Source organism: Brevundimonas fluminis (assembly GCF_003934285.1).
Taxonomy (GTDB): Bacteria; Pseudomonadota; Alphaproteobacteria; order Caulobacterales; family Caulobacteraceae; genus Brevundimonas; species Brevundimonas fluminis.
In genome coordinates this window covers 368,014-388,309 of sequence record NZ_RQWJ01000003.1, presented here as the reverse complement: position 1 = coordinate 388,309, position 20,296 = coordinate 368,014, and the positions used below count along the sequence as shown (strand labels likewise).

23 protein-coding genes are annotated in these 20,296 nt (G+C 69.7%); 15 read left to right on the top strand and 8 right to left on the bottom strand.

From position 1 onward, the window contains the following. Nucleotides 1-13: 13 nt before the first annotated feature. The 8 genes from uvrB to EFJ44_RS06815 all read left to right on the top strand — a co-directional run bounded on the left by uvrB (nucleotide 14) and on the right by EFJ44_RS06815 (nucleotide 7,174). Nucleotides 14-2,353, top strand: a complete 2,340-nt coding sequence (gene uvrB / locus EFJ44_RS06850; protein WP_125256450.1) for an excinuclease ABC subunit UvrB — start codon at nucleotides 14-16, stop codon at nucleotides 2,351-2,353. A gap of 226 nt (nucleotides 2,354-2,579) precedes the next feature. After that, on the top strand, nucleotides 2,580-3,011 hold the full coding sequence (locus tag EFJ44_RS13810; RefSeq protein WP_164511875.1) for a hypothetical protein: 432 nt from the start codon (nucleotides 2,580-2,582) through the stop codon (nucleotides 3,009-3,011). Nucleotides 3,012-3,660: 649 nt separating this feature from the next. After that, on the top strand, nucleotides 3,661-3,879 hold the full coding sequence (locus EFJ44_RS06845) for a hypothetical protein (RefSeq protein WP_125256449.1): 219 nt from the start codon (nucleotides 3,661-3,663) through the stop codon (nucleotides 3,877-3,879). Between the two features lie 27 nt (nucleotides 3,880-3,906). Then, on the top strand, nucleotides 3,907-4,710 hold the full coding sequence (locus tag EFJ44_RS06840) for a DpnI domain-containing protein (protein ID WP_125256448.1): 804 nt from the start codon (nucleotides 3,907-3,909) through the stop codon (nucleotides 4,708-4,710). 368 nt (nucleotides 4,711-5,078) lie between these two features. Continuing rightward, nucleotides 5,079-5,537 carry a DUF305 domain-containing protein gene (locus tag EFJ44_RS06830; RefSeq protein ID WP_241209706.1) on the top strand — a complete coding sequence of 153 codons (459 nt, stop codon included), beginning with the start codon at nucleotides 5,079-5,081 and terminating at the stop codon, nucleotides 5,535-5,537. Between the two features lie 585 nt (nucleotides 5,538-6,122). Beyond that, nucleotides 6,123-6,431, top strand: coding sequence for a hypothetical protein (locus EFJ44_RS06825; protein ID WP_125256446.1), 309 nt, complete (start codon nucleotides 6,123-6,125; stop codon nucleotides 6,429-6,431). Nucleotides 6,432-6,515: 84 nt separating this feature from the next. Beyond that, nucleotides 6,516-6,740 carry a hypothetical protein gene (locus EFJ44_RS06820; RefSeq protein WP_125256445.1) on the top strand — a complete coding sequence of 75 codons (225 nt, stop codon included), beginning with the start codon at nucleotides 6,516-6,518 and terminating at the stop codon, nucleotides 6,738-6,740. Between the two features lie 23 nt (nucleotides 6,741-6,763). After that, nucleotides 6,764-7,174: a hypothetical protein gene (locus tag EFJ44_RS06815; protein WP_125256444.1), complete on the top strand. Its 411-nt coding sequence runs from the start codon at nucleotides 6,764-6,766 to the stop codon at nucleotides 7,172-7,174. Between the two features lie 56 nt (nucleotides 7,175-7,230). Here the strand turns inward: EFJ44_RS06815 and EFJ44_RS06810 are convergent, their stop codons facing one another. Together EFJ44_RS06810 and EFJ44_RS06805 are read right to left on the bottom strand one after the other, a co-directional pair. Then, on the bottom strand, nucleotides 7,231-8,025 hold the full coding sequence (locus EFJ44_RS06810; protein WP_241209705.1) for an RNA methyltransferase: 795 nt from the start codon (nucleotides 8,023-8,025) through the stop codon (nucleotides 7,231-7,233). Continuing rightward, nucleotides 7,998-9,020 carry a phospholipase C/P1 nuclease family protein gene (locus EFJ44_RS06805; protein ID WP_125256443.1) on the bottom strand — a complete coding sequence of 341 codons (1,023 nt, stop codon included), beginning with the start codon at nucleotides 9,018-9,020 and terminating at the stop codon, nucleotides 7,998-8,000. Before EFJ44_RS06805 ends, EFJ44_RS06810 begins: the two co-directional genes overlap by 28 nt. A gap of 271 nt (nucleotides 9,021-9,291) precedes the next feature. Between EFJ44_RS06805 and EFJ44_RS06800 the strand changes: the two genes are divergently transcribed. Continuing rightward, nucleotides 9,292-9,828, top strand: a complete 537-nt coding sequence (locus EFJ44_RS06800; protein WP_241209704.1) for a 3D domain-containing protein — start codon at nucleotides 9,292-9,294, stop codon at nucleotides 9,826-9,828. On the opposite strand, the gene EFJ44_RS06795 is transcribed toward EFJ44_RS06800, so the two are convergent. Together EFJ44_RS06795 and EFJ44_RS06790 are read right to left on the bottom strand one after the other, a co-directional pair. Continuing rightward, entirely contained in the window at nucleotides 9,829-10,152 is a 324-nt protein-coding gene (locus tag EFJ44_RS06795) for an Mpo1-like protein (protein WP_125256442.1), read from the bottom strand. Nucleotides 10,153-10,190: 38 nt separating this feature from the next. Continuing rightward, the gene (locus EFJ44_RS06790; RefSeq protein WP_125256441.1) at nucleotides 10,191-10,868 is read right to left on the bottom strand and encodes a winged helix-turn-helix transcriptional regulator; all 678 of its coding nucleotides are present in this window, start codon (nucleotides 10,866-10,868) and stop codon (nucleotides 10,191-10,193) included. 65 nt (nucleotides 10,869-10,933) lie between these two features. Here EFJ44_RS06790 and EFJ44_RS06785 point away from each other — a divergent pair, with 65 nt between their 5' ends. The 4 genes from EFJ44_RS06785 to EFJ44_RS06770 all read left to right on the top strand — a co-directional run bounded on the left by EFJ44_RS06785 (nucleotide 10,934) and on the right by EFJ44_RS06770 (nucleotide 12,690). Further along, nucleotides 10,934-11,329, top strand: coding sequence for a hypothetical protein (locus EFJ44_RS06785; RefSeq protein ID WP_125256440.1), 396 nt, complete (start codon nucleotides 10,934-10,936; stop codon nucleotides 11,327-11,329). 68 nt (nucleotides 11,330-11,397) lie between these two features. Then, the gene (locus EFJ44_RS06780) at nucleotides 11,398-11,889 is read left to right on the top strand and encodes a VOC family protein (RefSeq protein WP_125256439.1); all 492 of its coding nucleotides are present in this window, start codon (nucleotides 11,398-11,400) and stop codon (nucleotides 11,887-11,889) included. A 29-nt stretch (nucleotides 11,890-11,918) separates the two neighbouring features. After that, the gene (locus tag EFJ44_RS06775) at nucleotides 11,919-12,272 is read left to right on the top strand and encodes a DUF1428 domain-containing protein (protein ID WP_125256438.1); all 354 of its coding nucleotides are present in this window, start codon (nucleotides 11,919-11,921) and stop codon (nucleotides 12,270-12,272) included. Between the two features lie 70 nt (nucleotides 12,273-12,342). Then, nucleotides 12,343-12,690 (top strand): DUF1428 domain-containing protein, encoded by a 348-nt coding sequence (locus EFJ44_RS06770; protein WP_125256437.1) that lies wholly within the window; start codon nucleotides 12,343-12,345, stop codon nucleotides 12,688-12,690. A gap of 61 nt (nucleotides 12,691-12,751) precedes the next feature. On the opposite strand, the gene EFJ44_RS06765 is transcribed toward EFJ44_RS06770, so the two are convergent. Together EFJ44_RS06765 and EFJ44_RS06760 are read right to left on the bottom strand one after the other, a co-directional pair. Then, nucleotides 12,752-13,282, bottom strand: a complete 531-nt coding sequence (locus tag EFJ44_RS06765) for a hypothetical protein (protein WP_125256436.1) — start codon at nucleotides 13,280-13,282, stop codon at nucleotides 12,752-12,754. A gap of 71 nt (nucleotides 13,283-13,353) precedes the next feature. Next, a complete protein-coding gene (locus EFJ44_RS06760) occupies nucleotides 13,354-14,217 on the bottom strand; it encodes a helix-turn-helix domain-containing protein (protein WP_125256435.1) in 864 nt (287 codons plus the stop codon). A gap of 195 nt (nucleotides 14,218-14,412) precedes the next feature. Between EFJ44_RS06760 and EFJ44_RS06755 the strand changes: the two genes are divergently transcribed. Beyond that, nucleotides 14,413-15,537, top strand: coding sequence for a hypothetical protein (locus EFJ44_RS06755; protein WP_125256434.1), 1,125 nt, complete (start codon nucleotides 14,413-14,415; stop codon nucleotides 15,535-15,537). Between the two features lie 67 nt (nucleotides 15,538-15,604). Here EFJ44_RS06755 and rpoD read toward each other — a convergent pair whose 3' ends face one another. Then, on the bottom strand, nucleotides 15,605-17,548 hold the full coding sequence (gene rpoD, locus EFJ44_RS06750; RefSeq protein WP_125256433.1) for an RNA polymerase sigma factor RpoD: 1,944 nt from the start codon (nucleotides 17,546-17,548) through the stop codon (nucleotides 15,605-15,607). A gap of 304 nt (nucleotides 17,549-17,852) precedes the next feature. Next, complete coding sequence (gene dnaG, locus EFJ44_RS06745) at nucleotides 17,853-19,730, bottom strand: DNA primase (RefSeq protein WP_125256432.1); 1,878 nt, start codon at nucleotides 19,728-19,730, stop codon at nucleotides 17,853-17,855. A gap of 292 nt (nucleotides 19,731-20,022) precedes the next feature. On the opposite strand from dnaG, the gene EFJ44_RS06740 reads away from it, so the two are divergent. Next, the gene (locus tag EFJ44_RS06740; protein WP_125256431.1) at nucleotides 20,023-20,286 is read left to right on the top strand and encodes a hypothetical protein; all 264 of its coding nucleotides are present in this window, start codon (nucleotides 20,023-20,025) and stop codon (nucleotides 20,284-20,286) included. Nucleotides 20,287-20,296 lie beyond the last annotated feature (10 nt).

Sequence of the window (20,296 nt, the reverse complement as noted above, 5' to 3'; positions counted from 1 at the left end):
TATCTTCGCGTTCATGAACCGTTCCAGCACGCCCGCGCCCGGCAAGACGAAATCCGCGAAGCCCGTGCACACGCCCGGCGCCGGGCTGCAGGAGGCGCCGGCCGCCTTCCTGCGCGACTCCAAGGCGCCGATGTTCGCGCCCGTCACCGGCCCCCGCCTGACGCCGTCCGAGGCGCCCGGCGCGCCCGACGGCTGGACCCCGCACCGCCCCGACCGGGCGGGTGCCAAGCGCCACCGCCCCTTCCGCATGGTCTCGCCGTTCGAGCCCTCGGGCGACCAGCCCGCCGCCATCGCCGAACTGGTCGAACAGGCCCAGGCCGGCGAGCGGGACCAGGTGCTGCTGGGCGTCACCGGCTCGGGCAAGACCTTCACCATGGCCAAGGTCATCGAGGCGACCCAGCGCCCGGCCCTGATCCTGGCCCACAACAAGACCCTGGCCGCCCAGCTCTATTCCGAGTTCAAGTCGTTCTTCCCCGACAACGCGGTCGAGTATTTCGTCAGCTACTACGACTACTACCAGCCCGAGGCCTACGTCCCGCGCACCGACACCTACATCGAGAAGGACAGCTCCATAAACGAGCAGATCGACCGCATGCGCCACTCGGCGACGCGGGCGATCCTGGAGCGCGACGACGTCATCGTGGTGGCCTCGGTCAGCTGCATCTACGGCATCGGCTCGGTCGAGACCTACACCGCCATGACCTTCGACCTGAAGGTGGGCGACCGCATCGACGAGGCCAAGCTGCGGGCCGACCTGATCGCGCTGCAGTACAAGCGCAACGACGCGGCGTTCGAGCGCGGCATGTTCCGCAAGCGCGGCGACGTGATCGAGATCTTCCCCGTCCACCTGGAGGACCGCGCCTGGCGCATCCAGCTGTTCGGCGACGAGCTGGAGTCGATCCAGGAGTTCGACCCGCTGACGGGCAGGAAGACCAACGACCTCGAGGAGATCACCGTCTACGCCGCCAGCCACTACGTCACCCCGCGCCCGTCGCTGAACCAGGCCATCACCGGCATCAAGGCCGAGCTGAAGGAGACGCTCGACTGGATGGTCGAGAACGGCAAGCTGCTGGAGGCCCAGCGCCTGGAACAGCGCGTCCGCTTCGATCTGGAGATGATGGAGGCCACCGGCTCCTGCGCCGGCATCGAGAACTATTCCCGCTGGCTGACCGGCCGCGCGCCGGGCGAGCCGCCGCCCACCTTCTTCGAATACATCCCCGACGACGCCCTGCTGTTCGTCGACGAGAGCCACGTCACCGTGGGCCAGATCGGCGGCATGTACCGCGGCGACTACGCCCGCAAGTCGACGCTCGCCGAATACGGCTTCCGCCTGCCCAGCTGCATCGACAACCGCCCGCTGAAGTTCGACGAGTGGAACGCCATGCGGCCCCAGACCATCCACGTCTCGGCCACCCCCGGCCCGTGGGAGATGCAGCAGACCGGCGGCGTCTTCGTCGAACAGGTGATCCGCCCCACCGGCCTGATCGACCCCCCGGTCGAGATCCGCCCCGTCTCGGGCGAGACGCGCAACCAGGTCGACGACGTCATCGACGAGGTCAAGGCCACCACCCGCGCCGGCTACCGCAGCCTGGTCACCACCCTGACCAAGCGCATGGCCGAGGACCTGACCGAATACATGCACGAACAGCGGGTGCGCGTCCGCTACATGCACTCCGACGTCGACACGCTGGAGCGGATCGAGATCCTGCGCGACCTGCGCCTGGGCGCCTTCGACTGCCTGATCGGCATCAACCTGCTGCGCGAGGGGCTGGACATCCCCGAGTGCGGCCTGGTCGCCATCCTGGACGCGGACAAGGAGGGCTTCCTGCGGTCCGAGACCTCGCTGATCCAGACCATCGGCCGCGCCGCCCGCAACGTCGACGGCCGCGTCATCCTGTATGCCGACCGCATGACCGGCTCGATGGAGCGCGCCATCGCCGAGACCAACCGCCGGCGCGAGAAGCAGCAGGCGTACAACGCCGAACACGGCATCACGCCCGAAAGCGTCAAGCGCGACATCAAGGAGATCCTGGCCAGCCCCTATGAGAGCCGCGCGCTGGACCAGCTGACCCGCCCCGACGGGGTGAAGGAGGACGCCCGGCCCTTCGTCGGTTCCAACTTCCAGGCCGCGCTCAAGGATCTGGAGGCCCGCATGCGCGAGGCCGCCTCCAACCTGGAGTTCGAGGAAGCCGCCCGCCTGCGCGACGAGATCAAGCGCATGAAGCTGATGGACCTGGAATTCGCCAACGACATCCTCACGGCCGAGGGGGAGCAGGTGGACAAGTCCGCGCCGAAGAAGTGGCGGCAGGAAGCGGCGGCGGAGAAGGCGGCGGCGTTCAGGAAGGGGCGCTAGGGGGGCGTTTCCGAAGCTGAAGAACCGTTAGTCTGCCGAGAGGAGACCGCCGGAGGGAGCAAGTCGACACTAAGAACCAAACGACAACGCAGACTCCGTTACACATTAACGCTCGCAACAATGTGTAAGGCTATGTCACCCATGACGCATTGCAGCATTCGGCATCTGTGGTAACCATCGTCGTCCGCCATTGTCGAATCCTTCGACGGCGAATGGAGGACATACTATGCCCCCCAAATTCGATTGCGCGGTGTCCGCTCGGGAGGCAGAACTCCCGGAGCGTTCGAGCAATCCCTCCCATAAAGTCGATCCGGACCCATACGAGGGAAGGGATAGGCGGCTGCGAATTTATAGTCGTCTATCCGAGCAACTCAGCAAAAACCGCAAGCGCGTCAGCGCATACATCCACATCTCCGAAGAGTCGTTCGAGCGGCTGGCAAAGGGCCAGCCAATGCGCGCAGACACATGGCTCAAGGTTTTTCACTCTCCGGGCGGGCGGACGCTTCCAACCGATCTGAAGCGAGACGTAGTGCTGGAGTTCGCGAGTAGCCCTACTGCCTCATTCGGTCCTCTGCTTGCCGCACTCGCAGGTAAACTGGCCGGTGTTTCCAGCCCCGAAACCGTTGTGGAAATGTTTGACGCAGTCCTTGCCTCGTAATGTTTTCGGTTTGGCCTGTTGGACCCTATCTCGAGGATTGAGACAGTACATTGCTGTCGCATCGACAGAGTCCAGCGGAGCGAAGAAAAATGTCTGGTAAAACGACTTACCGCCATAACGGCAACTCCTGCACCAAGACCACTCGCTACTCAGACGGCTGTCGTCAAACGACTACGACGAGCCGCAGCTCAGGAAAGGTGCTGTCGAGCACCAAATACCCAACTTCCCGGCATCAGCGTTGGTGACCGGCCTAGATAACTCAGGCCTCACGCCGCGATGTTTGGGTTAAGGGGTGCGACCTAGGTCGCACCCCATTTATTCTGCCGCGGCCGCCGAGTTGTAAGCATACGTTTTCCACATCGGCGCATAGGTCTGGTCCGCCTGATTGCCCCACACGGCCCGGCCCGGCCGCTCTCCCCGGGCGAACCGTTCCAGATAGTCGGGCGGGGTGCACGCTCGATAGGTTCGTACTGCTCGTCCGGCTTGTGGCTGTGCTCGCGCTTGCGCGTCTCGATCTTGTTGGCGCGGCGCCGACCCGGCGGCTCGGTGCGGGCATCTTGCCGCGCGCTCGCGGAGGACCAGAACGCGCCCCTCTTGCGCCTAACCCATTGTTGTGGATCCCTGAATCGTCCAATCGGGAGCCACCGCAATGCCGACGTTCACCATCCTGTCGCGCGTCGACGCCTACGTCGATTACACCTGTAAGGTCAAAGCCCGCACCGCTGAGGAGGCCGTCGATCTGGCCTATGAGGGTCTAGTGAAGGTGGATTGGCAGGAGGGCGGCGTGACCGAGTTCGACGCCGTCCGCATGTCCGCCATCGACAAGAACGGCAACGACATCGACGGCTACACGCGCGGTAAGGCCTGACTAACCCAAGGTTCGCCATGCTGCGGCATGGCCGAGGACGATCACAGCTGGAGCCCGCTCGGCTTCGCCGAGGAGCAGGCCGTCTATCGCGGGCCGACCCAGAACGTCCGCGCCCTGTCCGAGGGCTGGGCCGCCGCGCATCTGTTCTGTCCGGCTTGCGGCGCGGAGCGGCTGCGACAACTGCCGAACAACTCCCCCGTGGGCGACTTCGTCTGCGACGCCTGCGCCGAGGAATTCGAGCTGAAGGCCAAGGCCGGCGGGCTGGGTCGGTCGATCCCCGACGGCGCCTATGGCGCCATGATGCGGCGGCTGTCGGAGCGCAACAATCCCAGCCTGTTCGCCATGAGCTATGACCCGGGCGCGCGGACCGTCACCGACCTGATCGTGGTGCCCCGCCACTTCTTCACCCCCGACGTCATTCAGGCCCGCAAGCCGCTGTCGCCGACCGCGCGGCGCGCGGGCTGGCAGGGGTGCAACATCCTGATCGGCCAGGTGCCGGCGTCGGGGCGCATCCCCCTGATCGCGCGCGGCGCCCACGTGCCCAAGGGCGAGGTGCTGGACCGCTGGCGCTCCACCCTGTTCCTGAAGGACGCTGGCCTGAACGCGCGCGGCTGGTTGCTGGCCGTGATGAAGGCGGTCGAGGCCGTGGGCCGGCCCGAGTTCACGCTGGACGACGTCTATGCCCACGAGGCGGCGCTGTCGGCCCTCTATCCCGACAACCGCAACGTCCGCCCCAAGATCAGGCAGCAGCTTCAGGTGCTCCGCGACCGGGGCTGGCTGGAGTTCACCGGGCGAGGCGCCTATCGTCGGGCCGTCAACTTCGGGGCCTAGAGATGCCAGCACCCAACTCTGACGACTTCAGGAAAGAACTCTCGGCCCAGCTTCGCCGCGCCAGAACGCGGGGCGCGGCAGAGGTCGAGATCAACGCGGGCGAGCTACATCGCTCCGTGGGCGAGTACCCGAGCGGCGAGCATCGGATGCCATCCTGCTGTGAGGTCATGAGAGCGGCGATGCGGAGCGGCGACGAGGTCGTCAGCGAGCCGCCAAAGGGCAAGGGTGCATCGCTCACCATACGGTACCGCCTCTAAGCCCCCCGGAACCCTCCCCTCCCTCCCCCATTCCCCCCCCATGCCGGAGGGAATGAGCTATCGCCGCTTCGCGGCCATGATCGTCGCCTCGACCGTGATCATGTTCGGGCGATGTACCTGAACACCTATGCGATCGAGCACGTGCGGTTCAGTCAGACGCGGCTGTGGATGGCCCTGGTCATGGGGGCGACCATGGCGGTCGTCATGCTCGGCTTCATGTGGGGCATGTACCGGGACCGGCAGCTGAACCTGATCATCCTGGGCTGTGCCGCCCTGGTCTTCGCCGGCAGTCTGGCCCTGGTCCGCAGCCAGCGGACGGTGGACGACGTCAGCTATATGAAGGCCATGATCCCGCACCACTCCATCGCGATCATGACCAGCGAGCGCGCCCGCATCCGCGACCCGCGCGTGCGCGACCTGGCCGACGGCATCATCGAAGCCCAGGTCCGCGAGATCGCCGAGATGAACGCCCTGATCGCCGATCTGGAGCGCGACCCGCCGCCGAAGGACGCGCCGGCGCTGGCCGACTATCGCGAAAAGGGTCTGGATGCGGCGCCGTCGGGCGGCTGATTGCGACGACGCCTCCCCGTTTCCCCTTTCCCTTCAACGCCCGTCCCCTTTCTCGCGCCTTTCCTCCGCCGTCGGTTCCCGCATCCCCCACCCTCTGCCCGTCCCGTCGCTCGGGGAGGTGCGCTCGGCCGGCGTTCCGAGGCGGCGGCGGGAGCGTGGGGAGCGGGGTTTGTTGGACGCGCCCTCCGTCGCCATTCGGCGTCCGCCGCGACGGGCCTTCCGGCCTCAAGCAGTGAGCCGCCGCGCGGCGAACGGTAGGCCCGAACAACGAAGCCGATCGGGGTCACCAAGAGATGATCCCGGGCAAGGGTCGGGGGGGATACCCGGACCGTTCCAGGAGGGCGCCGCCGGCGCCCCCTGCCCGCCGGGGGCGACTGCGGTAAGGCGCAAACAGCGCCACCCGCCGCAAGCTGCCGGAAAACCCCGCGCGCGGAGCGTCACGCGAAGCCGAAACGGTACACCTACTCCATCCCGGGCCTCGCGCCCGCCGCTCCGCCCACCTCCCCACCTCCGCGCCGTCCGGCGCGGGGGCGTCGAAACGCGTCCTTCTCCCCTCGTGCGAGAAGGAGAAAGAGACGGAGCCGCATGCCCCACCCCCGCCCCCCTCGCGCGCCGCGCGTGGCCGAAGACGACGATCCGGCCGAACACGCGCGGCTGATGCACGAGCTCCGGACCCGCGTCCGCGCCATCGACTGGCTGCTGGAGTGTCGACGCGAGATGTGGCGCCGCGTTCGGCTCGACTCCCCGCCGAACGGCCCCTGGGTCGCCGCGCCCGGCCTGGTCGACCGGATCAGCCGCGAGCGCGTCGCCGCGGGCGAGGCGCCGCCGCCCGGCCTGCCGCCGGAGATGTATCCGCCGGGCTGGACGGCGCCGACCCCCCGTCCCCACCTGTGAACGTTTCAGGAACATTTTGACTCGCGCCCGCGTTCGGGACGCGGCATGAAGCCGTCGGGGTCGGGCCCGTTTCGAGAGTTCGTCATGCGCGATCCCGCGCCGCCCGTGCGGCTGCACGTCCGATGTCTGAGGCCCTTCTGCGGGCACGAGGCCCTGCTGGATCCCGTGCCCCTGTTCGGCGCGGCGCGCGACGGCTGGCCGCCGGACGGGCTGTCGCGGCGCTTCGTCTGCGGCTGCGGCGCGCGCGCGGCCCACGTCAGCCGGGCGGTGGGCCGGGCGAACCGCGACAATCCGTGCGGGTGGCTGTGATGGAATGGGAGGGTCATCCCGACATGAAGCCACGCGGATCGGGCCGGCGGCCCATGCCGCCGCCGGAGCTGACGACGCTGGAGGCGGCGCGGCTGGGGCGGATGTCGCTGACGGTGGAATGCTTTCCCTGCCGGAGGCGGCGCGAGGTGCCGGCCGACCGCCTGCCGCGGGCGCTGGGCCCGGCGGCGGTGGGCGAGCTGTGGCTGGCGGGGCGGTTCCGCTGCACCGGCTGCGGCCTGGCCGCGGGCGCGGTGGCCGTGGTGGTCCACGACCGCCTGCCGGTCGAGATCGAGCGCTGGGGCGTGGGCGAGCCGGACGTGGCCGGACGCCTCCAGCGCTGGTGGCGCCGCGACCCCACCGGCGGGCGGGACTGGAACGACTGGTTTCCGGAGCGGGGGCGGAAGGGAGGGGGCAGGCGTCAGGGCCGGGCGTGAGGGGAGCGTCGGAGCGGAACCCCCTGGCCCCGGGAAAAGGACGCGGCGGCCCTGCCCTACCCCTCGCCCCGCGCCTGCGCCGCCAGTTTCGCCAGCACCCGCCCCCGCCCCTTCGCCAGGGCGTGGACGGCGCCGCGCAGGGTGGCCACCTCCTGCTCGCTCAACTGGGCGCGGGCGAACAGGGCGCGCAGGTTGCGCATCATCGACGGCTTCTTGTCCGGCGGATGGAAGAAGCCGCCCGCCTCCAGCTCGGCCTCCAGATGGCCGATGAAGCCCTCGACCAGCTCGGCCGAGGCCGGGGGGTCGGCCTCGCGGAACCGCGGCGGCGGGGCGTCCAGCACCGTGGTCCGCCACTCATAGGCCGTGATCGCCACCGCCTGGGCCAGGTTGAGGCTGTGATGGCGCGGGTCGATCGGGATGGTGACGATGCCGGTGCAGCGCACCACGTCCTGGGTCTCCAGCCCGGCCCGCTCGCCGCCGAACAGCAGGCCGACGGACTGGCCTTCGGCGGCCGCCGCGTTCAGCTCCGCCGCCGCCTGCCGGGGCGTCAGGACCGGCTGGCGCGTCTCCCGCGGCCGGGCCGTGGTGGCGTAGACCGTCTGCAGGTCCGCCACCGCCGCGGCCACGTCCTCGAAGACGCGGGCGCCGTCCAGCACCCAGTCGGCGCCCGAGGCCGTGGCCCAGGCCCGGTCCTGCGGCCAGCCGTCCCGGGGGCTGACCAGCCGCAGGTCGCTCAGGCCGAAATTGGCCATGACGCGGGCCACGGCGCCGATGTTGTCGGCCAGCTGGGGCCGGTCGAGGATGACGCAGGGCGGGGTCAGGCTCAGTCCCCGCCGATCATGGGCAGCCACGGATCGGCCGTGCCCGCCTCGACGTCCGCGACCTTCACCTTGGGCCAGCCGACCTCCGAGTTGGCCGACAGGCGCCAGGCGATGGTGATGAGGTCCCGCAGCTCCGCCGCGCCGGCGGCCAGACGGCCGGTGGCGAACTGTATCCCGCGCGCGTCGCCCGGGGCGAAGCCGCCGGCCTTCTCCAGCCGGTAGAAGGGCGTCACCTCGGCCAGCGTGGTGCGCAGATAGCCGGCGATGCGCGGGCGCAGCTCGAACCCCTCCAGCACCGGCGCGGGCATGGCGGCCTCGACCTCCTGGAAGCGCACGTGATCGCGCACGAAGTCGCCCTCGAACAGGCCGTGCGTCCGCCGCGAGGTCGTGAACCCCTCCGGGTTCGGCACGCCGGAGGACCAGCCGTTGTAATGAATGGTCACGTGATGCGGCTGCGAACCGTCGCCGACGTAGTGGCTCAGCTCGCCGATGGTGCGCAGGATCAGGCCCTCGCGGCGGATGCGATCCTCGCGGTACCAGGCGCGCCGGGCCAGATCGGTCTCGCGGGCTTCGGCGGCATTGAGCACGCGCCAGTGCGCCAGGTCGGAGACCAGCTGCTGATGCGCGTCCATCAGGGCGAAGGGCAGATAGCCCGCGTCGTCCACCTTGATGCCCACGGCCAGCAGGGCGGCGTCGTACTCGGATTTCAGCCGGGGCAGATCGTCGATCGAGGGGCCGGCCTCGGTCATGATCCGGCCGTCCTCGATCATGTCGACGAAGTGGGCCGTGTCCCGCTCGCGGTCGTGCGGCTGGCCGGCGCCCTTGCCGCGGTCCGGCTCGCGCGACAGCTCGCCGACCTCGGCCGCCGCCGCGGGATCGCGCAGGAAGGCCGGCAGCTCGTCCGGCAGGGCGCGCATGGCCGCCATGCCGACCATGCGGTGGCCGGTGGCGCCCCAGGCGGAGACGTCGGCGGCGGGGGCGGCGAGGACGACGACGGCGGCGGCGGCGAGGAGCAGGCGTTTCATGCGGCGGTCTCCGGAGACTTCGCCGCCCTCATAGGCCGCGGCGCGGCGCAGGGGGAGAGGAGCTCCGACTTATCCCCAGGCGACGACCGGTCGCACCTCCGCCTGTGGAACCGGGCCAAGCCGCCGGAAAGGCGTGACTTTCGGGATGAAGGCGCGGCCGCGACGGTCCTGCCTCGCCGCCGAACGAAGGTTCGTCGCCCGGTTTCCGCCCCAATTCGCCCGGAAAAGCCCCCCGCCGGCGGTCGGGTCCGGCGTCTCCGCGAGTCTCCGCGTGTCCACCGCAGCCGCCGTGCTGGCCCTCGTCTGGGCCATGACCTTCACCCCCAGCGCCCCCGCGGATCCGGTCCCCTACGACCAGCTGATCGCGGCCGAGGCGGCGGCGAAGGCGGCGGCGGAAGCGGCGACGGGGGCCACCCTCAGCGCCGAGCAGGCGGAGCACATGGCGGCGGAGGCCGACTGGCGTCTTTCGGCGCGTCTCTATCATGCGGGCGGCGGCGGAGCGACGGGCAACGACTCGCTCGGGTGCCGGCCCATCGCCATGCGCACCGTGGCCATCGACCCCCGCGTGGTCCCCCGCCGCACGCGCCTGTTCATCAAGGAAACGGTCGGCATGCAGATGCCGGACGGCACGGTCCACGACGGTTACTGGTACGCCTCCGACACCGGTGGGGCGATCAAGGGGAACAAGATCGACCTGTACACCGGCCACGGCCGGGGCTCGATGCGTCCCGCCATGCCGCTGAACATGTCGACGCTGACCGTCGTCGAGGCCGGCCGCTTCGACGGCTGCCCGCCCGCCTGGGACTGATCAGAACCGGCGCCTGCCGCTGATCGTCTCGAAGAACATCCGCCAGTCGCCCATCAGGCTCCACAGCGGATACTTGAAGGTGGCCGGGCGGTTCTTCTCGAAGAAGAAGTGGCCCACCCAGGCGAAGCCGTAGCCGATCACCGGCATGGCCAGCAGCCACCAGGCGTTGCGCGTCACGATGGCCGCCGCCAGCGCCAACAGCACGAGGCCTGACCCCACCACGTGGATCCGCCGGCACGTGCGGTTCGAATGCTCGTGGATGTAGAAGGGATAGAACTCGTCGAACGAGGCGAACCGGTCGCCGAATGCGGGTTGCGGGCTCATGGGGGAACCCTGCCCCCGGCGCGGGGCCTTGGCAATCTTCAGACGACGCAGGCCTTGTCCGGAAGGCCGAACAGGGCGGCGTAGCGGTCGAGCGCCTCGGCGTCGCCCGCCACGGCGCCCGGCGGCAGCGGCGCGCCGACGTACAGGAAGCCGGCCAGCTCTTCCGGCGACGCCGTGACGACGGCGTCCGGCGCCTCGGCTTCTCCCCGTTCGGCGGTGAGCCGGCCGTCCTTGATCCGGGCGCGGAACGCTTCCTCGCCGATGAGGAAGCCGATCGACAGGTCGGCGGCGCCCGCGCGATCGGCGGCGAACATGGTCCGCATCGACAGCATGAAGGAGACGGCACTGAGCGGCAGGGTCGGGTCGTGGTCGGGCGAGCGCGCGGCCCAGCGGCCCAGGCTCTTGATCGCCTCCTCGGCCTCCATGCCCCAGTCAGTCAGTTCATAGACCTGCACCGAGGCCGGCGGCGGCAGCTTGCGGCGGGCGGCGACGCCCGCGGCCTCCAGCCCTTCCAGGCGCTGGGTCAGGACGTTGGCGCTGATTCCCTTCAGCGAGGACTTGAGGTCCCCGAACCGGCGCGGGCCCAGCAGCAGCTCGCGCACGATCAGCAAGGACCAGCGCTCGCCCACCAGTTCCAGCGCATGGGCGGTTCCGCAGGCGTCGTCATACCAGCGGGACGCTTTTGCGGACTTACTAGTTATTTTTTCTAACTTCATGGTTGACTAATGTAATCCAGGGGCGCAGGAGTCGCAACATCGAAGCCCCGGACAGGAGGGACACCGTGACCGCCATCGACGTCAGGCCCGTCCGCCGGGCCGCCCTGCCCTCTCCCCTTGCGTGGACCGGGCGCGCGTTGACCGTCGTGGCCGGCGCCTTCGCCGCGGCGGACGGGATCACCCGCCTGACCGTGGACCACTCGATGGTTCCGGGCGCGGCCTCGCTGGACCGCCTTGAGCCGTTCGTCGGCGGCGCCCTTCTGGCCGGGGCGCTCCTGGTCGCGACCCGCCGTCTGCGCCTTCCCGGCGCCGCGACGCTGGCCCTCGCGCTGACCGCGCTGGCGATCGCGGAAGGCCGCGCGGCTACCCCCTCGGCCGATCATCTGTTGTTCTGGCTGTACGTGGCGGCGATGTCCGTCGCGGGCGGCGTGCTGCGACGTTCCTCACAACCGAAGACCTGACTGCGAACCCCCGCCCCAGGCCGCGCCGCCCGCGGGCCGAGCCCGGCTCCCCAAGAAGGAGACTTCCGATGCCCGACAAGATCACGCCCTGCATCTGGTACGACGTGAACCAGGCGGAGGAGGCCGCGAAGTTCTACGTCTCGCTGGGCCTGCCCGACAGCCGGATCGACACCGTGGCGCGGGCGCCCGCCGACAATCCCTCGACCAAGGCCGGCGACGTGCTGGTCGTGGAGTTCACTCTGGCGGGCAAGTCGTTCGTCGGCCTGAACGGCGGGCCGATCTTCCCGCAGACCGAGGCGATCTCTTTCCAGATCTACACCGACGACCAGGCCGAGACCGACCGGCTGTGGGACGCCATCGTCGGCAACGGCGGCGCGGAAAGCATGTGCGGCTGGTGCAAGGACCGCTGGGGGGTCAACTGGCAGATCACCCCCAAGGCGCTCATGGACCTGCACCGCGACCCGAACCCCGCGCGGGCCAAGGCCGGCTTCGACGCCATGATGAAGATGAAGAAGATCGACATCGCCACCATCCAGACCGCCGCGGACGCCGCGGGCTGACCCCTCGACCACTCAGAAAGGAGACTGTCATGACTTACTATTCCGGCTTCCTGACCCCGGTGAAGAGCGCCGACAAGGACCGCTACATCGCTTCGGCCGCGAAATCCTGGCCGGTGTTCCAGAAGTACGGGGCGCTTCAGCTGGTCGAGACCTGGGGCGACGACATCCCGCCGGGCAAGGTGACGGGCTTCGATCTGGCCGTGAAGCTGGAGGAGGGAGAGGTCCCGGTCTTCTCCTGGATCAAGTGGCCGGACAAGGCGACGGCCGACGCGTGCTACGCCACGATGGAGACGGACCCAGCCTGGCAGGAGATGGACATGCCCTTTGACGGCAAGCGCATGATGTGGGGCGGCTTCGCGCCGATCTTCGAACAAGGCGTCTGATCCCTCAGGCTCAACCCCCACCTGCGGCCGGGACCCGACGTTCCGGCCGCACCCTCATCCGGAGACCGACATGCCCTTCGTCGACATCACCGTCATCCCCGTGAAGACCGCCGACAAGGAGGCGTACCTGGCCCATTCGGCGAAGCAGTCGCCGCTGTTCAGGGAACACGGCGCGATCGCCGTGACCGAGTGCTGGGGCGCCGAAGTGCCGGACGGCAAGCTGACCGACTTCAAGAAATCCGTGGCGCTCCAAGACGGCGAGACGGTCGCCGTCGGCTGGATCACCTGGCCGGACAAGGCGGCGCGCGACGCGGGCTGGGAGGCGATCATGCAGGACGCGCGCATGCACGGCGCCACGCCGCCGTGGGACGGCAAGCGGATGATCTACGCCGGCTTCGAGGTGATCGCCGAGCACTGAGCCTCGCCCTGTGGCAGCGAGCGCCCGCGGCACGAGCGGCAGGGCCAGAAAGGGAGAGCCGTCAGGCCGGCGTCGGCTCCTGGCCCAGCAGGCGCTTGATGACCGGCCAGGCGTTCACCCAGGCGGAGATGAAGCCGACGATGCTGGCGACCCACTGAAAGGCGCTCCACAGGGCGTCGAGGAAGCCGCCGTATCCGATGAGCTGCGAGGCCGACCACAGCACGTCCGACACGCCCAGCCGGAAGGCGACGTAGGCCTGGGAGTATTCGATCGGGCGGTCGGCGACGAAGGCGATGGCCGCCGCCGCCGCGACGGGCGACCAAAGCAGGGGGAGCAGCAGAAGCAGGGCGAGGACCAGGACGAGAATTTTGGTCATCGGCGTCTCGGTCGAGAAGAAGCTGATCACCACCCCCGCCCCCAGCGTCAGGGCCGTCAGGGACAGCAGGACGGGCAGGGCGAGATCGGCCGCGTCCATCAGGTCCGCGCCGGTCGCCATGAGCCCGAGCATCACGGCCCCCGCCAGCAGGAACGACCCGACCCAGACGCCGGCGTACTGCCCCAACCGCCGCTTCAGATGTCCTATGCCGACCATGACGCCGCCCCCGCCAGACCCGCGTTCACCATGATCGCGGTTTCCGGGCCCGTCCAGTCGCCGCGCGCCGATCAGCCCGCCGGGGCCTCCAACAGGGCTCCGCGCGAGAGGGAGTGGGCGAACAGCAGCCGCAACAGTCCGGGCGCCTCTGGCGAATAGGTGCGCTCAAGCCGATTCCGCACCTCCTCGGACACGGCGCCCTCCGGAGCCAGCGGCGTCAGCTCCGCGACGGCGGTCTCGAAGCGCCGATCGTCTTCCTCCCGATCGCCGGTCAGGTCGCCGATCCGCTCCATCACGCAGGCCGCCGCCAGGGGCGATCCCCCCGCGTCCCGAAGCGTTCCCAGGGACAGCCCCTCGATGACCTCAGCGCGCTGGCGGGCGATGCCGCTGAAGATGCCGAAGATGACGGTCCCGTGCTGGGCGTCGGCGCCGAAGGAGAACAGCTGGTTCTGGAGGATCAGGGCGGAGCCCCGATAGCGCACGCCCTCGATGCCGCTGCGGAACCGGATCGCGTCCTCGGGCTCGTTCCGGATCTCGGTGACGTCGCACAGGAACCGGCCGGGCAGATCGCTCGACGGCCGGGTGCTCCGCCACAGGCCCTCATAGGCCCAGCCGCGCTGTCTGGCCCCCCGTCGCGCCTCGTCCATCACCTGGGCCGGAATCCAGTCCGGCGCGGCGCCGTGGGCGCTGACGCCCAGAACGGCGGCGAACTCCGCCGTCGAGCGGTCCCAGTCCAGCATGGTGAAACCGTCGACGTGGCCGGCGACGAAGCGCGTCAGCTTGGCGAGGTTGTGCTCGGACGGGATCACGCTCCCCGCGGCCCAGCGTCCCACCAGGGATTTGTCCGCGTTCAGGGCCGAGGCGAGGCCCGTGCGGCTGAGCACGAGCGCCTTGAGCACGAGGCGGAGCTTTTCCGCGAAGGAGTCCGGCCGCATCCCCGGACGATCTCACGGCGAGCCCCTGCGTGCAACTCGCGTGCAACTTCATGCAACCCCCAGCGCGCGCCGCCGCACGGCGCTGCACCTGCCCGGCTGCGCCGGCCTGGGCCAGAAGCCCCCGCATCGCCGGACCCCCGGCGGCCGATCCAGAAGGTGGAGCTTTTCCGCCCTCCTAGAACCCGGAGATCCGAAGTGAAGACCCTCGTTCCCCTGCTCGCCGGCGCGACCCTGTCGACGCTGACGCCGGTCCCCGCGTTCGCGGGCATTCCCGTCATGTCCTTCGCCGTTCACGACGTCAGCGTGACGTCGAACGTCCCGGCGTTGAACGTCTCGGTGCGCAACCAGTCGGCCAGCACCGACCCGGCCCAGCGCGACCTGCGCGTCGTCTCTCCCACGCCGGTGCTGAACGTCACCGGCCAGGTCTGGTGCAAGTCCTTCCAGAACGCCCACACCCGGGCCGACGCCGCCCAGATCCTGTTCGGAAACGCCAACCTGCACTCCACTCCGGACGGCGTCGACGTCCATCCGATCGGCACCTGGTCGCACTCGCCGATGGCGGCCCTGGGCGCTGACGAGGAGCTCCGCAACTACAACATCCAGGCGCCGGTGGCGTTTCCGGACCACTGGGGCGGCGGCATTTCCCTGGGATTCAACCCCGTCCGCGAGGTGGAGGAGCGTCTGGAAAACTACGTCCAGAACGGCGCAGGCTCGGAAGCCGACTTCCTGCGCGTCGACGACGTGTTCGAGACGACCATCACCATGAACGCGGTCGGCTGGTGCGAGTACGACAGCCAGAACCTGAGCGACAAGCGTTACGCCGGCCTGCGCCGGATCGAAGTGCCGGTCCACATCTTCTATCATGGCGATCCCGACCTGGAGGACCAGAGCGCCGTCGGCTCGGCCGGCACGGTCCAGGCGCAACAGCCCGCCCGCGGGCGCCGCGACGCCTCGCCCCCGCGCCGTCAGAACCCGGCGCGACGCGACGACCGTCGCGCGCGTCCGGACCGCGACGACCGGACCGCCGGCCGGGGTACCGACGCCGGACGGGGCGGCGTCCACGTGGCCTCGGGCGACGTGGACGGAGATGGCCGTGGCGAGGGCCTTCTGGTGCCCGCCGTCCAGCGCCAGCACGAGCCGGAACTCTCCCGGGACGAGCCGCGCCAATGCTCGGCGTTCGAAGGCGCCGTGCGCCGCGAGGCGGGAAACTTCGTCTCGAACTGGATCCTGGGCTCCGACCGCCCCCGCCGCGACTCCGGCCGCCAATCCAGCCGCGACCGCCTGGTCGAGGACACGGTGGATCGCATGGTGAGCTGCTGAGCCGCACCCGGCGGGCGGGCGGCGCGCGGGCGGCTCTCCGGAGCCGCCCGCGTCGCCACGTGCCGGATCAGCTGTCCAGGAAGCTCCGCAGCTTCCGCGAGCGGCTGGGGTGCTTCAGCTTGCGCAGCGCCTTGGCCTCGATCTGGCGGATGCGTTCGCGGGTCACCGAGAACTGCTGGCCGACCTCTTCCAGGGTGTGGTCGGTGTTCATGCCGATGCCGAAGCGCATGCGCAGCACCCGTTCCTCGCGCGGCGTCAGCGACGCCAGCACGCGGGTCGTGGTCTCGCGCAGGTTCGACTGGATGGCCGCGTCGATCGGCAGGACGGCGTTCTTGTCCTCGATGAAGTCGCCGAGGTGGCTGTCTTCCTCGTCGCCGATCGGGGTTTCGAGCGAGATCGGCTCCTTGGCGATCTTCAGGACCTTGCGGACCTTCTCCAGCGGCATGGCCAGCTTCTCGGCCAGCTCCTCCGGGGTCGGCTCCCGGCCGATCTCGTGCAGCATCTGGCGCGACGTCCGCACGATCTTGTTGATCGTCTCGATCATGTGGACCGGGATGCGGATGGTCCGCGCCTGATCCGCGATCGAGCGGGTGATCGCCTGACGAATCCACCAGGTGGCGTAGGTCGAGAACTTGTAGCCGCGGCGATACTCGAACTTGTCGACCGCCTTCATCAGGCCGATGTTGCCCTCCTGGATCAGGTCCAGGAACTGCAGGCCGCGGTTCGTGTACTTCTTGGCGATGGAGATCACGAGGCGCAGGTTGGCCTCGACCATCTCCTTCTTGGCCTGACGCGCCTCGCGCTCGCCCTTCTGCACCTTCTGGACGATGCGGCGATAGTCGTCGATCGGCAGGCCGGCCTCGGTGGCCACCGCCGCCACGTCGCCGCGGATCTGGGCGATCTGCGCGGCCTCGTTCTCGGAGAACTTGGTCCAGCGGACGCCCATGTCCTTGACCTGTTCGGTCCAGGCCGGGTCCAGCTCGGCGCCGAAATAGGACTTGAGGAACTCCGGACGCGAAATGCCGTAGCTGTCGGCGAGGCGCAGCAGGCGGCCTTCCAGCCCCATCAGCCGCTTGTTGATGGCGTACAGCTGCTCGACCAGCGCCTCGATGCGGGCGTTGTTCAGCTTCAGCGTCTTCAGGCGACCGGAAATGGCCGCGGTCAGCGCCTCATAGGTCTTCTGGTCCTTGGGCGAGAGCGTGTCGCCCTTCAGACGGGCCTCGACCAGCTTGTCCTGCAGCTTGCGGAAGGCGCCGAAGTCGCCGGCCACGGCGTCCAGAACCTCCATGACGCCGTCGCGCAGCTCGGCCTCCAGCGCGGAGATCGACAGGCCGCCGCCGTCGTCGAAGTCGTCGTCGTCCTCGTCGTCCGCCCCCTCGGCCTTCTCCTCGGCCGGCTCTTCCTCGGCGTCGTCGGTGGCGGTCTCGGCGGCGCCCGGCGCGGCGGCCGGGTTGAGGACGGCGTAGGTCGCGTCGAGATCGATGACCTCGCGCAGCAGGATCCGGTTGGCGGCCAGTTCGTCGCGCCACACCATGATGGCCTCGAACGTCAGGGCGCTCTCGCACAGGCCCGAGATCATGGCGTCGCGGCCGGCCTCGATGCGCTTGGCGATGGCGATCTCGCCCTCGCGGCTCAGCAGTTCGACCGAGCCCATCTCGCGCAGATACATGCGGACCGGGTCGTCGGTGCGGTCGTAGGCGGCCTTGGCCGGGGTCTCGGCGACCGAGGTGTCGGCGCGCTCGGCGATCTCGCCGCCCTCGCCTTCCTTCTGCTCGGCGTCTTCCTCGGCCTCGACGACGTTGACGCCCATCTCGGACAGCATGGCCAGGGTGTCCTCGATCTGGTCGGGGGTCACCTCTTCCGACGGCAGGACCTTGTTCAGATCCTCCATCGTCACGTAGCCGCGGGTCTTGGCCTGCTTGATGAACTTCTTGACGCCGGCGTCCGTCAGGTCGAGCAGCGGACCGTCCGAAGAGGTCTCGGTCTCGGGCGTGTCGGTCTGTGCGGTCATTCAGTCCAGTCTCCGGCGGGCGAGGCGAGGCCTGCGGCAAATGTGCAACGCGCGGCGAAAAGGATCGTCGATCCCCGTCCGCGTCGAATTTCGATCGGTTCCGGTCGTGCGTCGGGCAGGACCCGGCGGAGGCGCGGCGAAGGCCGTCCTGATGACCGTTCGATCGGGTCCCGGGGCGGGGGGCGACGTTTCGGCCCGGAAGCGCGGGAGGCTCGAGGCCCCGCCTTCTCGACCTCGCGCGCGCGGGCGGTTCGATCAGGGGCGCAGATGGCGAGCGAACCCCCTCGTGTCAAGACGGGACGGATCAGTGGACCGTCTCCGACGGCTCCCAAAGCGCGCCGCTGGCCAGCAGGCGGGCCTGGGCGTCGCGTTCGGCCTTGAGGCGCGCGAACGGCTGGGCGTCGAATTCCGGCTCGGACTTCAGCTCGTCCATGGCGCGGCTCAGCGCCAGTTCGTTCAACAGACCGTCGATGGCGCGGATCAGGTCGGCGCGCGCCTGATCCACGGGGCGCGAGCTGTCGAGGAAGGGCGCGTGCGACACGCGGGCGGTGCGGTCCACGGCCTTCAGCGCCTCTCCATGGCCCAGCGCCGTGAGCCGGGCGCGCAGCAGGCCGTCGCCGAAGTCGGCGAGGTCCCAGGTCAGACGCACCAGATCGGCGACGAGCCGGTCCAGCCCGGCGTCGCCCAGACCCTGGCTGGCCAGCAGCTCGGCCTTCTCCTGCAGCACCTCGGGGTGTTCGATCAGGCCGGTCAGGACCGCGGCGACCAGTGGACGGGGCGCGCGACGCAGGCCCTCCGTGGCGGATTGGCCCTCGGGCGTCACGTCCATGACGGCGGTCGCCTTCCGCGCCCTGCGGTCGCGGTAGATCGTCCGGTTGGCCTGTTTGCGCTCCGCTTCCAAAGGTCGCGTGAGCTGATAGACGGCGCCCAGCAGGTGATCCTTGTAGGTGCGGGCCAGATCGGGGTCGGCGACGGTGGCGGCGGCCTTGCGCAGGCGCGCGATCAGCTGGGCCTCCTTCTCCGGCCCGTCGAGCGGCCCGACGGCCTCGCGCTCGCGGTCGAACAGCATGCGCGAGAAGGGCACGACGTGGCCAAGAGCCTCCCGCAGGGCCGGTGCTCCGCGCTCGCGCAGCATGTCGTCGGGGTCCAGCCCGTCCGGCAGGGTGACGAAGCGCAGGGTGCGGTCGGACCTGATCAGCGGCAGGGCGCGTTCCACGGCGCGGAAGGCGGCGCGGCGGCCCGCGCCGTCGCCGTCGAAGCACAGGATCGGCTCGGGGCTGACCCGCCAAAGCAGGCCCATCTGGTCCTCGGTCAGGGCCGTGCCCATCGGCGCCACCGCCGGCACGCCCGCGCGCTGGCAGGCTATGACGTCCATGTAGCCCTCGACCACCACGATCGCCTGTTCGGACTTGCTCTCCGCTCCGAGGATGCGGCGGGCCTCGGGCAGGCCGTAAAGGGTCGCGCCCTTGTGGAAGAGCGGGCTCTCGGGTCCGTTCAGATACTTGGCCCGGTCGTCCGGATTCATCGCCCGGCCGCCGAAGGAGACGACGCGGTTGCGCCCGTCCAGGATCGGGAAGATCAGCCGGTCGCGAAAGCGGTCATAGGGCTGGCCGCCCCCCTCCGGAGAGATCAGCAGCCCGGCCTCGACGAGGTCGCCCGGGCGGGCGCCGCGCTGAACCAGCGCGTTCTTCAGTCCCTCGCGGTCGTTAGGCGCATAGCCCAGACCGAAGCGGTCCCACTGGTCCTCCGGCAGGCCGCGCCGCTCCAGATATTCCCGCGCCGGCTTGCCGACCGAGCGGCGCAGGTTGGCGGCGAACCACTTCTGGGCCAGGTCCATCCAGTCCGACAGGCCCTGACGCTTCTGCTCGCGCTCGCGCGACTGCGGGTCCTCGGCCGGCAGGGCCATCCCCGCCTCGGCGGCCAGCCGCTGCACCGCCTCGACGAAGGACAGTCGCTCGGTTTCCTGCAGGAAGGAGATGACGTCGCCGTGCTTGCCGGAGCTGAAATCGTGGAAGAAGCCCTTGTCGTCGTTGACGAAGAAGCTGGGCGACTTCTCCTTCGAGAAAGGGCTCAGGCCGACGAACTCGCGCCCCTGCCGCTTCAGCTTGACCGTCCGACCGATGACGTCGGAGGGCCGCAGCCGGGCCTTCAGTTCCTCGATGTAGCGGTCGTCGAAGCGCACCCGATGACATGCTCCCGAAGCCCCTCCGGACGCCAGCCCGATTCGCCGCGCGCAGCTTCCGCGCCACAGAAACGGTCGTCCACAGGCTGGGATGTGTGGGGATGAGAGCGCCTGAAGTTAATCCCTCGTTAACCAAAAAGGCGCGCCGCGCCCCGGAACGTTCTGATTCCGGACGGATTTCGAGACTAGCAGGACCATTCTTCCACAGGCCCTGTGGATCATGTCGAGGCCCATGAAGGGGGCCTGAGGAGTCCGGAAGGCAGCACGCCCACGCCGGACGAGAGTGAGACCGATGTTCATTTCCATCCAGCGCCCCGCCGTCGAGCCGACGGGCCCCGACGCCGTCGCGACGCCGTGGTCGCCCCGGGTGCACAGCCTGAGCCCGCGCGCTCTGCACGCCCGCCTGCTGGACAACGCCGCCCAGCGCCGCCTTCGCGGGCTTCAGCGCCGCGCCTGCGGCCGCGCGGACGACGCCGACTACTGGCTGGGCGCCGCGCCGCAGGCGGTGCGGAAGGCCTGCGATCTGCGCCGCGGCGGTCTGTCCACCTTGCCCTGAAGCGACGCCG